Raw genomic sequence first — 12,623 nt, forward strand, 5'->3', positions numbered from 1 at the left:
GTGTTTCGTACCGCTTATTCGAGGACGACGATGGCGTCCATCTCGACCTGGGCACCCTTCGGCAGGGCGGCAACGCCAATGGCGGCGCGGGCCGGGTAGGGCTGGGTGAAGTACTTGCCCATGATCTCGTTGACCTTGGCGAAGTGCGAGAGGTCGGTGAGGAAGATGTTCAGCTTGGCGACGTCGTGCAGGTAGCCGCCGGAGGCTTCGATCACTGCCTTGAGGTTCTCGAAGACCTGGACGGTCTGCTCTTCGAAGCCCTCGACTAGTTCCATGGTTTTCGGGTCCAGCGGGATCTGACCGGAGACGTAGACGGTGTTGCCAGCCTTGATGGCCTGGGAGTAGGTACCGATGGCGGCCGGGGCTTTGTCGGTATGGATAACGGTCTTGGTCATGTCGACTCCTTAGGGTGGGATCAGCTGCGCATGCGGGTGATGCGGATCACGCCCTTGAGCGCGCGCAGCTTCTTGATGACGCGGGCCAGGTGCACACGGTCATGCACGCTGACGACGAGCTGGACCACGCTGATGCGACCATCGCGCTCGTCCATGCTGATCTTCTCGATGTTGCCGTCGGCGGCGTTGACACTGGTGGCGAGCAGGGCGATCAGGCCGCGCTGGTGTTCCAGTTCGACGCGCAGTTCGACGTTGAATTCGCCAGTGACATCCTTGGCCCAGCTGAGCTGGATGCATTTTTCCGGGTTGTGGCGAATTTCGCTGATGTTCCGGCAGTTCTCCAGGTGCACGACCATGCCCTTGCCGGCGGACAGGTGGCCGACGATCGGGTCGCCCGGGATCGGCGTGCAGCACTTGGCGTAGCTGAGCACCAGCCCTTCGGTGCCGCGGATCGCCAGCGGCCCTTCGGCGCTGGGGGCCTGTTCGCCTTCGCTGGACAGCAGGCGGCGGGCGACCACGTAGGCCATGCGGTTGCCCAGGCCGATCTCTTCGAGCAGGTCCTCGAAGACCTCCATGCGGTATTCGGCGAGGACGCCCTGGATGCGCTCCTGCGGGATCTTCTCCAGGTGGCTGTCGAAGCCGGCGAGGGTCTTGTTCAGCAGGCGCTCGCCGAGATTGATCGACTCGGAGCGGCGCTGCAGCTTGAGCGCATGGCGGATGTGCGTGCGTGCCTTGCCGGTGACCACGAAATTGAGCCAGGCCGGGTTCGGCCGGGTGCCCGGCGCGGTGACGATTTCCACCGTCGCGCCGCTCTGCAGCGGTTCGGACAGCGGCGCCAGGCGACGGTTGATGCGGCAGGCGATGCAGCTGTTGCCGACGTCGGTATGCACCGCGTAGGCGAAGTCGACCGCCGTGGAGCCTTTGGGCAGCTCCATGATGCGGCCCTTGGGCGTGAACACGTAGACCTCGTCCGGGAACAGGTCGATCTTCACGTTCTCGATGAACTCCAGCGAGTTGCCGGCGCGCTGCTGCAGTTCGAGGATGCCCTTGACCCACTGGCGGGCGCGGGCGTGGGTACCTTTGGGCGATTCCTCTTCACTGGACTTGTACAGCCAGTGCGCGGCGATGCCGTGGTTGGCCATCTCTTCCATCTCGCGGGTGCGGATCTGGATCTCGATGGGCACGCCGTGCATGCCGAACAGCGTGGTGTGCAACGACTGGTAGCCGTTGGCCTTGGGAATGGCGATGTAGTCCTTGAAGCGACCGGGGAACGGCTTGTACAGGTTGTGCACGGCGCCGAGCACGCGGTAGCAGGTGTCGACCTTGTCGACGATGATGCGGAAGGCGTAGACGTCCATGATCTCGGTGAACGCCTTGCGCTTGCCGCGCATCTTCTTGTAGATGCTGAACAGGTGCTTCTCGCGGCCCAGGACCTGGCCTTCCATGCCTTCGCGGGCAAGGCAGTTGACCAGCGATTCCTGGATCTTGCCGACGATTTCGCGGCGATTGCCACGGGCCTTCTTCACCGCCTGGCGAATGCGCTCGGAGCGCATCGGGTGCATGGCCTTGAAGCCCAGGTCCTCGAACTCCACGCGCATGCTGTGCATGCCCAGCCGGTTGGCGATGGGCGCGTAGATTTCCAGGGTTTCCTTGGCGATGCGCCGGCGCTTCTCGCCCGACAGCACTTCCAGGGTGCGCATGTTGTGCAGGCGGTCGGCCAGCTTCACCAGGATCACGCGGATGTCGCGCGCCATGGCCATGGCCATCTTCTGGAAGTTCTCGGCCTGCGCCTCGGCCTTGGACTCGAAGTTCATCTGGGTCAGCTTGCTGACCCCGTCCACCAGTTCCGAAACGGTTTCGCCGAACTGCGCGGTAAGCGCTTCCTTGGCGATGCCGGTGTCCTCGATCACATCGTGCAGCATGGCCGCCATCAGGCTCTGATGGTCCATGTGCATGTCGGCGAGGATGTTGGCGACGGCGAGCGGGTGCGTGACGTAGGCTTCGCCGCTGCGGCGGCGCTGCCCGTCATGGGCCTGCTCGGCGTAGTAGTAGGCGCGGCGGACCAGGTTGACCTGATCCGGGCCCAGGTAGCTCGACAGTCGGTCGGCGAAGGCGTCTATGCTCGGCATGGGCTTACCCCCTGCCGAGCGGCATATCGCGGCGCGCCGATTCGTCGGCCAGACATCGACTTACAGGGCCTCGTTGTTGGCCTCGTCTTCAAAAGCAGCGAACAGCGGCTCTTCTTCAACCACGTCCTCCTGCTGAACGATGTCAGCATCCACCAGGCCAGAGGCGATTTCGCGCAGGGCGACGACGGTGGGCTTGTCGTTTTCCCACGGTACCTTGGGCTCTTTGCCGCCGGTAGCCAGCTGGCGCGAACGCTTGGTGGCGAGCATGACCAGCTCGAAACGGTTATCGACGTTGTCCAGGCAGTCTTCAACGGTGACGCGGGCCATGGTGTTCCTCATTACGCAAATGGAGACCCGGAGAAATACCGGGCGGACTGGATAGTCTAAAAAATCGCCAATCTTTATGGAAGTGCCTTTGCTCGCCCGTTTCAGGCCAGCAGGCGTTGCAGCAGCTCGGTATGGCGTTGCTGCTGGGCATCCTGGCGCAGTTGGCGGGCGCGGAAGATCGCCTTGAGGTCTTCCAGCGCGTGGGCGAAATCGTCGTTGATCACCAGATGATCGTACTCCACATAGTGGCTCATTTCGCTGACGGCTTCCTGCATGCGCCGCTCGATCACCTCGTCGCTGTCCTGGCCGCGGTTGGTCAGGCGCTGGCGCAGGGCTTCCTGGGTCGGCGGCAGGATGAAGATCGACTGCGCCTGGGGCATCAGCCGGCGCACCTGCTGCGCGCCCTGCCAGTCGATCTCGAGGATCAGGTCGTTGCCCTCGGCCAGGGTCTTCTCGACCCAGCGCTGAGAGGTGCCATAGAGGTTGTCGAAGACCTGCGCGTGCTCGAGGAATTCGTTGCGCTCGAGCATGGCCTTGAAGGTGTCGTGGCCGACGAAGTGGTAGTTCACCCCGTCCACTTCGCCCGGACGCATGCCGCGGGTGGTGTGGGAGACGGAGACGCGCACGCTGGGCATGGCGTCGAGCAGGGCCTTGACCAGGCTGGTCTTGCCGGCGCCCGACGGCGCGGAAACGATGTACAGGGTGCCGGACATGGCGCTTTCCTGGAGTTGCGGTGGATTGGGACCGGAGACGCCCGGCTTACTCGATATTCTGCACCTGTTCGCGCATCTGCTCGATCAGGACCTTGAGGTTGACCGCGGCCTGCGTGGAGCGCGGGTCGAACGCCTTCGAACCCAGCGTGTTGGCCTCGCGGTTGAGCTCCTGCATCAGGAAGTCCAGGCGCCGGCCAGCGGCACCGCCGGCCTTGAGCACGCGGCGCACTTCGGTGATGTGGGTAGTCAGGCGATCCAGCTCCTCGGCGACGTCGCTCTTCTGCGCCAGCAGGACCATTTCCTGCTCCAGGCGCTGCGGGTCGAGTTCGGCTTTCATCTCGGTGAAGCGGTCGAGGATCTTCTGCCGCTGGTTGGCGAGCATCTGCGGCACCAGTTCGCGCAGGTTGACCACTTCTTCCTGCATGGCACTCAGGCGCTCGTCGATGATCTTCGCCAGGTCAGCACCTTCGCGGGCGCGGCCGGCCTTGAGTTCGTCCAGCGCCTGGTTGAAGGCGGCCAGGGCGCTGGCGTTGAGCGCCTGCGGGTCGGCGGCATCGCCCACCAGCACGCCCGGCCAGGCCAGCACGGCCAGCGGGTCGAGCGGGGCGGGCTGCTGGATCAGGCCGGCGACGGTCTCGGCGGCGGCGACCAGCTGCGCGGCGCGCTCGCGGTCGACCTGCAGCGGCTTGCCGGCGTTTTCCTCGTTGAAGCGCAGGGTGCATTCCACCTTGCCGCGCGACAGGCCCTGGCGCAGCGCCTCGCGCACCGCGCCTTCGAGGTCGCGGAAGGCTTCGGGCAGGCGCAGGTTGGGTTCGAGGTAGCGGTGGTTGACCGAGCGCAGCTCCCAACTGAGGGTTCCATGGGTGCCGGCGCGCTCGACGCGGGCGAAGGCGGTCATGCTGTGGACCATGGAATCACCTCTCTGAATGGGCTGGGAAAATGGCCGACAGGTCGTCGGAAACCGGTAATTGTACCCCAGCGTGGCGCGCCGCAGCACGCCGGCGGTGGTTGCGCCCGTCCGCTGGCCTCTATAATGGCGGACATTCCCCCGCCAGTAATCTGTACAGGATGCCTCCATGAACCGTCCCAGTGGCCGCGCCGCCGACCAACTGCGCCCGATCCGTATCACCCGCCATTACACCAAGCACGCCGAGGGCTCCGTGCTGGTCGAGTTCGGCGACACCAAGGTGATCTGCACCGTCAGCGCCGAATCCGGTGTGCCGCGCTTCCTCAAGGGCCAGGGCCAGGGCTGGCTGACCGCCGAATACGGCATGCTGCCGCGTTCCACCGGTGAGCGTAACCAGCGCGAAGCTGCGCGCGGCAAGCAGGGTGGCCGTACCCTGGAAATCCAGCGGCTGATCGGTCGTTCCCTGCGCGCCGCGCTGGACCTGAGCAAGCTGGGTGAAAACACCCTGTATATCGACTGCGATGTGATCCAGGCCGACGGTGGCACTCGCACCGCGTCCATCACCGGCGCCACCGTGGCGCTGATCGACGCCCTGGCCGTGCTGAAGAAGCGCGGCGCACTCAAGGGCAATCCGCTCAAGCAGATGGTCGCTGCCGTGTCCGTGGGCATGTACCAGGGCGAGCCGGTGCTGGACCTGGACTACCTGGAAGACTCCGCCGCCGAGACCGATCTGAACGTGGTCATGACCGACGCGGGCGGCTTCATCGAAGTCCAGGGCACCGCCGAGGGCGCACCCTTCCAGCCGGCTGAACTCAATGCCATGCTGGAGCTGGCGCAGCAGGGCCTGCGCGAGCTGTTCGAGCTGCAGCGCGCCGCGCTGGCGGACTGACCCGACGGGCGGTGAACCCGCCCGCTCTGCAAGTACAAGGAGCGAAAGGATGAGCGACGAAGTACCGGTACCGCAGCCTAAGCCGAGCCAGGAGGCCCGGCAGTGGGCGATGTTCTGCCACTTTGCCGCTTTCCTTGGCTTCATCTTCCCTTTCGGTAACCTGCTCGGGCCGCTGATCGTCTGGCAGATCAAGCGTGAATCAGACCCGTTCGTGGACCGTCAGGGCAAGGAAGCGCTGAACTTCCAGATCACCGTGAGCCTCGCGGTGGTGGTCAGCTTCCTGCTGATGCTGGTGGTGATTGGCTTCTTCCTGCTGGGCCTGGTGAGCATCGGCGCGCTGGTGTTGACCATCATCGCCGGGATCAAGGCCAACGAAGGGCTGGACTACCGCTATCCCTTCACCTGGCGTCCGATCAAGTAGGCGCTGAATTCCAGGCATGAAAAAGCCGGCGCGAAGCCGGCTTTTTTCTGTCCGCCTTTTGGCGCGGCGCCAGGACTCAGATGCTCAGCGTCCAGTCGTAGTCCACGATCAGCGGCGCATGCTGGGAGAAGCGCGGCTGGCGCGGCAGCTTGGCGCCGCGCACGAAGCGCCGCAGACCCGGCGTGAGGATCTGGTAGTCGAAGCGCCAGCCCAGGTTGAGCAACTCGGCCTGTTCGCTTTCCGGCCACCAGCTGTACTGGTCGCCTTCGCGGTTGACCTCGCGCAGGGCGTCGACATAGCCCATGGTGCCGAAGATCTCATCCATCCAGCCACGCTCCGGCGCCATGAAGCCGGGCGATTGCTGGCATTCGCGCCAGTTCTTCACGTCGAGCTTCTGGTGCGCGACGTACAGCGAGCCGCAATAGATGTATTCGCGGCGCTTGCGGCGCTGCTTGTTCATGTACTGGGCGAAATCGTCCATGAACTTGAACTTGTGGTTCAGGTTCTCATCCCCTTCCTGCCCGGTAGGCAGCAGGAGAGTGGCGATACTCACCTTATCGAAATCGGCTTGCAGGTAGCGCCCGTAACGATCGGCCATCTCGAAACCCAGGCCGCTTATGACAGCCTTGGGTTGCAGACGACTATAGATTGCGACGCCGCCCTGACTGGGCACTTCGGCATCGCAGGCGTACAGGAAGTAGCCATCCAGTTGGTAGGATGGGTCATCCAGATCGAAAGCGGAGGCGCGGGTATCCTGCAAGCAGATCACGTCGGCATTCTGGGCTTGCAGCCAGCTGAGTAGACCCCGCTCGGCTGCAGCCTGAATACCATTCACGTTCACACTGATGATCCGCATAAATGGCCCCCAAAATCACGTGTGTGTATGATACCCGAGCTCAAACGGTTTAGCTAAATTCATACCGGCCGGTTCTCTCCCATGCACGCATATCAACGCGATTTCATCCGCTTCGCCATCGAGCGCGGCGTTCTTCGCTTCGGCGAGTTCACTCTCAAGTCCGGGCGCACCAGCCCGTACTTCTTCAATGCCGGTCTGTTCAACAGCGGCGTTGCGCTGTCCCAGCTGGGTCGTTTCTACGCCAGCGCGGTGGTCGACAGCGGCATACCTTTCGACGTGTTGTTCGGTCCGGCCTATAAAGGAATTCCGCTGGCGGCCGCTACAGCTATTGCGCTGGCGGAACAGCACGGCCGCGACCTGCCCTGGTGCTTCAACCGCAAGGAAGCCAAGGACCATGGCGAAGGCGGCACGCTGGTTGGCGCTCCACTGGCCGGTCGCGCATTGATCATCGACGACGTGATCACCGCTGGCACTGCGATTCGCGAGGTCATGCAGATCATCGACGCGCAGGGAGCCCAGGCTGCCGGTGTGCTGATCGCGCTGAACCGGCAGGAGCGCGGCAAGGGCGAGCTTTCGGCGATCCAGGAAGTGGAACGGGATTTCTCGATTCCAGTCGTAAGCATTGTCTCGCTGGAGCAGGTGCTGGAATATCTGGCCGGTGACGGGCAGCTCAAGCAGCATCTGTCGGCAGTCGAAGCGTATCGGGCGCAGTACGGTATCTAACCGGAACAAGGGTGTCGGGCATGGCCAAGCAGGGTGCTTACCGCTACAGGGTGTTGATGGGGCTTCTGGGAGCCATGCTCGCCGGCCAGGCGGCTGCCGACCAGGCGGCCAGCCAGGTCGAGATGTACCGTTACGTGAATGACAAGGGCATCACCGTCATTGACCGCCTGGGCGTGCCCCCGCAGTACATCGGCAAGGGCTATCAGGTGCTCAATGAACAGGGCCGGGTGATCCGCGAGGTGCCGCCGGCCCCGACCGCCGCCGAGATCGAGCAGCGCAAGGCGGACGCCGCCCGTGCCAGTTCCGACCAGCAGCTGATGCGCATGTACACCAGCGTCGAAGACGTCGACCGTGCCCGCGACCGCAAACTGGCCGAACTCGATGGGCTGACCAGCGTGGCCAAGGGCAATCTGCAGTCACTGAAGATGCAGCAGGCCAACCTGCAGGCTCGCGCCGCCGACCAGGAGCGCGCCGGGCGTCAGGTGCCCGACGACCTGGTCGCGCAGCTGAACAACTTGCGCAGCGATGAGCAGCGCCTGCAGCAGGACATCGCCCGCTACCAGCAACTGCGCGTGCAGGCTGTGAGCAGCTTCGGCGAGGATCGCGCCCGCGTCGCCCAGCTGGTGGGCAACTGAGCCCACCCCGCGCCGCTCACTGTTGCGGCGAGACGCGCTCGAATTCGTTGATCTTCCCGCGCAGCCAGTCCGGCAGGGGCTGGCTCGTGCGGTCTTCGCCGGCATAGGCGTAGATCAGCTCGCCAAGCGTCAGCAACTGCTCGTCGCACCAGATCGAGACCTGGAAGGTCAGGCTGCTGCGGCCCAGCCGACTGACGCGCACGCCCATCTCCAGCCACTCGTCGAAGCGCGCCGGCGCCAGATATTCCAGGGTGGTCTTCACCGCGAACAGGTCGCCGCCGCCGCGCAGCAGATCGGCCGGGTAGCTCACGCCCAGGTGGCGGTAATACTCGGTGGTGGCGACATCGGCGTAGGTCAGGTAATTGCCGTTGAAGACGATGCCCTGCGGGTCGACCTCTGACCAGCGCACGCGCAGGCCGTGGAAGAAGCTGAAGTCATTGCGGGAAACGGGAGACGCGGCCATGCGAAAGCTCCTGAAGACCTGTTCGACGCTGGGCATCCATGGCTGCCAATGCGGCCCCGAACAGACAGAAAAACACCCGCGAGGATCGCTCCTGGCGGGTGTCTTTGATCAACGCGACTTGCGGTTGGTGATCAGCGTGCCGACACCGCTGTCGGTGAAGATCTCCAGCAGCACGGCGTTCGGTACACGGCCATCGATGATGTGCGCGCTGGTCACGCCGCCCTGCACCGCTTCGAGGGCGCAGCGAATCTTCGGCAGCATGCCGCCGTAGATGGTGCCGTCGGCGATCAGCTCGTTGACCTGCTCGGTGGTCAGGCCGGTGAGGACCTGGCCCTGCTTGTCCATCAGACCGGCGATGTTGGTCAGCAGCATCAGCTTCTCGGCCTTCAGCGCCTCGGCCACCTTGCCGGCCACCAGGTCGGCGTTGATGTTGTAGGACTCGCCGTTGGCGCCCACGCCGATCGGTGCGATCACCGGGATGAAATCGCCCTGCACGAGCATGTTCAGCAGGTCGACGTTGACCCCGGTGACTTCGCCCACGTGGCCGATGTCGATGATTTCCGGCTTGGTCATCTCCGGCGTCTGGCGGGTGACGGTGAGCTTCTTCGCACGGATCAGCTCGGCGTCCTTTCCGGTCAGGCCGATGGCGCTGCCGCCATGGCGGTTGATCAGGTTGACGATGTCCTTGTTCACCTGGCCACCGAGGACCATTTCCACCACGTCCATGGTCTGCGCATCGGTGACGCGCATGCCATCGATGAAGTGGCTCTCGATCGACAGGCGGCTGAGCAGGTCGCCGATCTGCGGACCACCACCATGCACCACCACCGGGTTGATACCGACGGCCTTCATCAGCACCACGTCGCGGGCGAAGCTGTTCTTCAGCTCGTCCGTTTCCATGGCGTTGCCGCCGTACTTGATCACCAGCGTCTTGCCGACGAACCGGCGGATATAGGGCAGGGCTTCGGCAAGGACGCGGGCAACCTGGGCGGCGTCATCGCGGCTCTGGGTCATGGTGGGCTCCGGCATAGTCTTACTTGAGGGTCAGAAGGGCAGGCTGAGGGCGGGGTCGACCGCTTTCAGCTGGGTACGGAACACTTCCTTGATGCGCTCCAGTTCGTCCTGGGAATCCGCCTCGAAGCGCAGCACCAGCACCGGAGTGGTGTTGGACGCGCGAACCAGACCCCAGCCTTTGGGGTAATCCACACGCACGCCGTCGAGGGTGGTGAGGTTGGCTTCACCCCACTGGCCGCGGGCCTGCAGCGCCTCGATCAGGGCGAACTTGCCCTCGTCGGTGACGGTAATGTTGATTTCCGGGGTGGAGATGTCCATCGGGAACGCGGAGAACACGCGCTCGGCATCGCGCTTGTCCAGGCTGATGATTTCCAGCAGGCGCGCGGCGCTGTAGATGCCGTCGTCGAAGCCGTACCAGCGCTCCTTGAAGAAGATGTGGCCGCTCATCTCGCCGGCGAGCAGGGCGCCGGTTTCCTTCATCTTCTTCTTGATCAGCGAGTGGCCGGTCTTCCACATCACCGGGCGGCCGCCGTAGCCGCTGATCAGGGAGATCAGGCGACGGGTGCATTTGACGTCGAAGATGATGTCGGCGCCGGGGTTGCGCGAGACCACGTCCTTGGCGAACAGCATCAGCAGGCGGTCGGGGTAGATGATGGTGCCTTCGTTGGTCACCACGCCCACACGGTCGCCGTCGCCGTCGAAGGCCAGGCCCAGGTCGGCGCCGGTTTCCTTCACCTTGGCGATCAGGTCTTCCAGGTTCTCGGGCTTGCCCGGATCCGGGTGGTGGTTGGGGAAGGTGCCGTCGACATCGCAGTACAGCGGGATCACGGTGCAGCCCAGGGCTTCGATCAGTTGCGGGGCGATTACGCCGGCCACGCCGTTGCCGCAGTCCACGACCACTTTCAGCGGCTTGGCCAGGGCGATGTCGTCGCGGATCTGCTGGAAGTAGCGCGGCAGGATGTCGATCTGCTGCACGCTGCCGATGCCGGAGGCGAGGTCGCCGTTCTGGATGCGCTCGCGCAGGGCCTGGATCTGCTCGTTGGCCAGGGTTTCACCGGCGACGACGATCTTGAAGCCGTTGTAGTCCGGCGGGTTGTGGCTGCCGGTGAGCATCACGCCCGATTTGCCTTCCAGGACGTTGGCGGCGTAGTACAGCACCGGGGTCGGCACCATGCCGATGTCGGTGACCTGGCAGCCGCAATCGACCAGGCCCTGGATCAGCTGCTGGACCAGCTCGGGGCCGGACAGGCGGCCGTCGCGGCCTACGGAAACGCACGGCTCGCCGCGCGCCAGGCTTTCGGAACCGATGGCGCGGCCGACCCAGTAGGCGGTCTCGGCGGTCAGGGTGTCGCCGACCACGCCACGGATGTCGTAGGCGCGGAAGATGCTGGCGGGCAGCTGCGGGGCTTTAGGCGTGCTCATAGCGGGTGTTTGCTCCAATCCCAGGAGATCCTGGTCTTCATCAAGAATGTCGATGTCCAGAATGTCAGTGTTCTGGAATAGCGGATCGACCAATGGCGTTTGGGTGGCAGCGGCCGGGGCGCTGGCAGCGGCGACAGCCGGGGTCGGCTGAACAGGGGCTGCGGGCGCGGCGGGGGTGCTGGCACCGGATGTTTCGGTCTTGCGGCGCGGCTGGCGGGCCAGCGCCTGAGCCAGTGCCTGCAGGCTCGGCAGGCTCAGCTCAGGAGCTTTGGCAGTGCGTTGGCCGGCGAGTTCCTGAATGAACTGCCCCAGGGCCTGGGCATCCTTGCTGACCCGGCGCTGCATCGCACTTTGCGCAAGATAGAGGCCCAGCAGGCCGCCGACCAGTGCCAGGAGCGCGGCAATGCCCAGCAGGGTCGGCGAGTACAGCTGGCCGGTGATCGTCGGGCCGGGGGTGAAGCTCAGCTTCCAGTTCGGATTGCCGCTGGGCAGCTCCAGCGGAGCGGCGCCATTGGCCTGGCCGCGCTGCAGCAGCAACTGGGCTGGCGAGTTGCCGAACTGCTGGGAGATCTGCAGTTGGCCGATATCGGCGGACATCGGCGGCAGGCTGCCGAGCAAACGTTGCAGGTCGACGACCAGCAGCAGCGAACCCTGGATCGAGTTGTCGGCGGCACGCAGTGCGACGGGGCTGTAGACCAGCCAGCGGGTGCCGACCTTGTAGGCCTCCGGCGCCACCGCCTGGCCGCTTTCGACACGGTGAAGCATGTCCAGTGCGGCGTAGTTCAGCGGGCCGGGGCGGGCAGTATCCTGCACGGCCTGGCCGTTGGCATTCAGGTGCACGTCCACCAGGCCGTCCAGGTGGCCCTGGGTCAGCGCTTTCTCCAGTGCGGCGATGCGCGCCGGGTCATTGCTCTGCAAGGCCGGCAATAGTTGCGGGTCGCCTGCCATGGCGCGGCTGTCGGCGGCCAGCAGGTTCAGTGACTGGCGCAGGGCGCCGGCCTGGCTGTCGGACCAGGCGCTGGTCAGCTGGGTAACGTGAGTATTGTCGGCCTGGCCGAACAGGCTGAACCACAGCAGCGCGCCGGCGGCGGCCACACCGCCCACGGTGAGGACGAAGGATGGCAGCAGCGGCTTGAGGTCGACCTTCGCGGCCGGTCCTTTGACGGGCTTCTCCGCCGGTACGAGTTCCGGCAGTTCGGCGCTGTCCTTGGCAGTGCGTTGGAAAAGTTTCATGCAACGTCTCCTCGGCGATTCATCCTGAAATGGGTAGGGGTCAATGGCTGCCGGAGTGACCGAAGCCGCCGGCACCGCGCTGGCTTTCATCGAAGGTCTCGACCAGCTCGAAATGCGCCTGTACCACCGGCACCAGCACCAGTTGGGCGAGACGTTCGCCAATGGCGATCTTGAAGGCCGTCTGGCCGCGGTTCCAGCAGGAGACCATCAGCTCGCCCTGGTAGTCGGAGTCGATCAGGCCGACCAGGTTGCCGAGCACGATGCCGTGCTTGTGGCCCAGGCCCGAACGCGGAAGGATCAGCGCGGCCAGGCCCGGATCGGCGATGTAGATGGACAGGCCGGTGGGAATCAGCACGGTCTGGCCCGGCTCGAGGACCAGGTCCTCCTTGAGCATGGCGCGCAGGTCGAGGCCGGCGGAGCCCGGGGTGGCGTACTGCGGCAGCGGGAATTCGCTGCCCAGGCGGGGGTCGAGGATCTTGGCTTGCAGGGAGTGCAT

The 12,623-nt window shown here is 64.8% G+C and carries 14 protein-coding genes; 4 read left to right on the forward strand and 10 right to left on the reverse strand.

Going from position 1 to position 12,623, the window contains the following annotated elements; translation table 11 throughout:
* Positions 1-14: 14 nt before the first annotated feature.
* The 5 genes from N5C91_RS00135 to N5C91_RS00155 form a co-directional block, all read right to left on the reverse strand.
* Positions 15-395, reverse strand: a complete 381-nt coding sequence (locus N5C91_RS00135) for a RidA family protein (RefSeq protein WP_024762056.1) — start codon at positions 393-395, stop codon at positions 15-17.
* A gap of 20 nt (positions 396-415) precedes the next feature.
* Positions 416-2,524, reverse strand: coding sequence for a bifunctional GTP diphosphokinase/guanosine-3',5'-bis pyrophosphate 3'-pyrophosphohydrolase (gene spoT / locus N5C91_RS00140; RefSeq protein WP_236175723.1), 2,109 nt, complete (start codon positions 2,522-2,524; stop codon positions 416-418).
* 60 nt (positions 2,525-2,584) lie between these two features.
* Positions 2,585-2,851: a DNA-directed RNA polymerase subunit omega gene (gene rpoZ, locus N5C91_RS00145; RefSeq protein WP_024762058.1), complete on the reverse strand. Its 267-nt coding sequence runs from the start codon at positions 2,849-2,851 to the stop codon at positions 2,585-2,587.
* Between the two features lie 101 nt (positions 2,852-2,952).
* Positions 2,953-3,564, reverse strand: coding sequence for a guanylate kinase (gmk, locus tag N5C91_RS00150; RefSeq protein ID WP_233297568.1), 612 nt, complete (start codon positions 3,562-3,564; stop codon positions 2,953-2,955).
* A 46-nt stretch (positions 3,565-3,610) separates the two neighbouring features.
* Positions 3,611-4,474 (reverse strand): YicC/YloC family endoribonuclease, encoded by an 864-nt coding sequence (locus tag N5C91_RS00155; RefSeq protein ID WP_236175722.1) that lies wholly within the window; start codon positions 4,472-4,474, stop codon positions 3,611-3,613.
* Between the two features lie 166 nt (positions 4,475-4,640).
* Between N5C91_RS00155 and rph the strand changes: the two genes are divergently transcribed.
* Both rph and N5C91_RS00165 read left to right on the forward strand, forming a co-directional pair.
* Positions 4,641-5,360, forward strand: a complete 720-nt coding sequence (gene rph, locus N5C91_RS00160; RefSeq protein WP_015479557.1) for a ribonuclease PH — start codon at positions 4,641-4,643, stop codon at positions 5,358-5,360.
* Between the two features lie 49 nt (positions 5,361-5,409).
* Positions 5,410-5,781 carry a DUF4870 domain-containing protein gene (locus N5C91_RS00165; RefSeq protein WP_236199260.1) on the forward strand — a complete coding sequence of 124 codons (372 nt, stop codon included), beginning with the start codon at positions 5,410-5,412 and terminating at the stop codon, positions 5,779-5,781.
* 76 nt (positions 5,782-5,857) lie between these two features.
* On the opposite strand, the gene N5C91_RS00170 is transcribed toward N5C91_RS00165, so the two are convergent.
* On the reverse strand, positions 5,858-6,637 hold the full coding sequence (locus N5C91_RS00170) for an exodeoxyribonuclease III (protein WP_037009721.1): 780 nt from the start codon (positions 6,635-6,637) through the stop codon (positions 5,858-5,860).
* 81 nt (positions 6,638-6,718) lie between these two features.
* Here N5C91_RS00170 and pyrE point away from each other — a divergent pair, with 81 nt between their 5' ends.
* Positions 6,719-7,360, forward strand: a complete 642-nt coding sequence (gene pyrE, locus N5C91_RS00175; RefSeq protein WP_236175720.1) for an orotate phosphoribosyltransferase — start codon at positions 6,719-6,721, stop codon at positions 7,358-7,360.
* A gap of 74 nt (positions 7,361-7,434) precedes the next feature.
* Entirely contained in the window at positions 7,435-7,995 is a 561-nt protein-coding gene (locus N5C91_RS00180; RefSeq protein ID WP_279827608.1) for a DUF4124 domain-containing protein, read from the forward strand.
* Positions 7,996-8,011: 16 nt separating this feature from the next.
* Here N5C91_RS00180 and N5C91_RS00185 read toward each other — a convergent pair whose 3' ends face one another.
* From N5C91_RS00185 to dut, 4 genes are all read right to left on the reverse strand, one after another.
* The gene (locus tag N5C91_RS00185) at positions 8,012-8,458 is read right to left on the reverse strand and encodes a thioesterase family protein (RefSeq protein ID WP_236175719.1); all 447 of its coding nucleotides are present in this window, start codon (positions 8,456-8,458) and stop codon (positions 8,012-8,014) included.
* 108 nt (positions 8,459-8,566) lie between these two features.
* Positions 8,567-9,472, reverse strand: a complete 906-nt coding sequence (gene argB / locus N5C91_RS00190) for an acetylglutamate kinase (RefSeq protein WP_184596569.1) — start codon at positions 9,470-9,472, stop codon at positions 8,567-8,569.
* A 30-nt stretch (positions 9,473-9,502) separates the two neighbouring features.
* Positions 9,503-12,127, reverse strand: a complete 2,625-nt coding sequence (locus N5C91_RS00195) for a phosphomannomutase/phosphoglucomutase (RefSeq protein ID WP_279826767.1) — start codon at positions 12,125-12,127, stop codon at positions 9,503-9,505.
* A gap of 40 nt (positions 12,128-12,167) precedes the next feature.
* Complete coding sequence (gene dut / locus N5C91_RS00200) at positions 12,168-12,623, reverse strand: dUTP diphosphatase (protein ID WP_236199258.1); 456 nt, start codon at positions 12,621-12,623, stop codon at positions 12,168-12,170.

It is taken from the genome of Pseudomonas sp. GD03903 (genome assembly GCF_029840045.1).
GTDB lineage: Bacteria > Pseudomonadota > Gammaproteobacteria > Pseudomonadales > Pseudomonadaceae > Pseudomonas > Pseudomonas pseudonitroreducens.

Bases quoted from the DNA above. Each gene is read 5' to 3' on its own strand.
- N5C91_RS00135 (WP_024762056.1), bottom strand. From the start codon at position 395: ATGACCAAGACCGTTATCCATACCGACAAAGCCCCGGCCGCCATCGGT.
- spoT (WP_236175723.1), bottom strand. From the start codon at position 2,524: ATGCCGAGCATAGACGCCTTCGCCGACCGACTGTCGAGCTACCTGGGC.
- rpoZ (WP_024762058.1), bottom strand. From the start codon at position 2,851: ATGGCCCGCGTCACCGTTGAAGACTGCCTGGACAACGTCGATAACCGT.
- gmk (WP_233297568.1), bottom strand. From the start codon at position 3,564: ATGTCCGGCACCCTGTACATCGTTTCCGCGCCGTCGGGCGCCGGCAAG.
- N5C91_RS00155 (WP_236175722.1), bottom strand. From the start codon at position 4,474: ATGGTCCACAGCATGACCGCCTTCGCCCGCGTCGAGCGCGCCGGCACC.
- rph (WP_015479557.1), top strand. From the start codon at position 4,641: ATGAACCGTCCCAGTGGCCGCGCCGCCGACCAACTGCGCCCGATCCGT.
- N5C91_RS00165 (WP_236199260.1), top strand. From the start codon at position 5,410: ATGAGCGACGAAGTACCGGTACCGCAGCCTAAGCCGAGCCAGGAGGCC.
- N5C91_RS00170 (WP_037009721.1), bottom strand. From the start codon at position 6,637: ATGCGGATCATCAGTGTGAACGTGAATGGTATTCAGGCTGCAGCCGAG.
- pyrE (WP_236175720.1), top strand. From the start codon at position 6,719: ATGCACGCATATCAACGCGATTTCATCCGCTTCGCCATCGAGCGCGGC.
- N5C91_RS00180 (WP_279827608.1), top strand. From the start codon at position 7,435: ATGCTCGCCGGCCAGGCGGCTGCCGACCAGGCGGCCAGCCAGGTCGAG.
- N5C91_RS00185 (WP_236175719.1), bottom strand. From the start codon at position 8,458: ATGGCCGCGTCTCCCGTTTCCCGCAATGACTTCAGCTTCTTCCACGGC.
- argB (WP_184596569.1), bottom strand. From the start codon at position 9,472: ATGACCCAGAGCCGCGATGACGCCGCCCAGGTTGCCCGCGTCCTTGCC.
- N5C91_RS00195 (WP_279826767.1), bottom strand. From the start codon at position 12,127: ATGAAACTTTTCCAACGCACTGCCAAGGACAGCGCCGAACTGCCGGAA.
- dut (WP_236199258.1), bottom strand. From the start codon at position 12,623: ATGCACTCCCTGCAAGCCAAGATCCTCGACCCCCGCCTGGGCAGCGAA.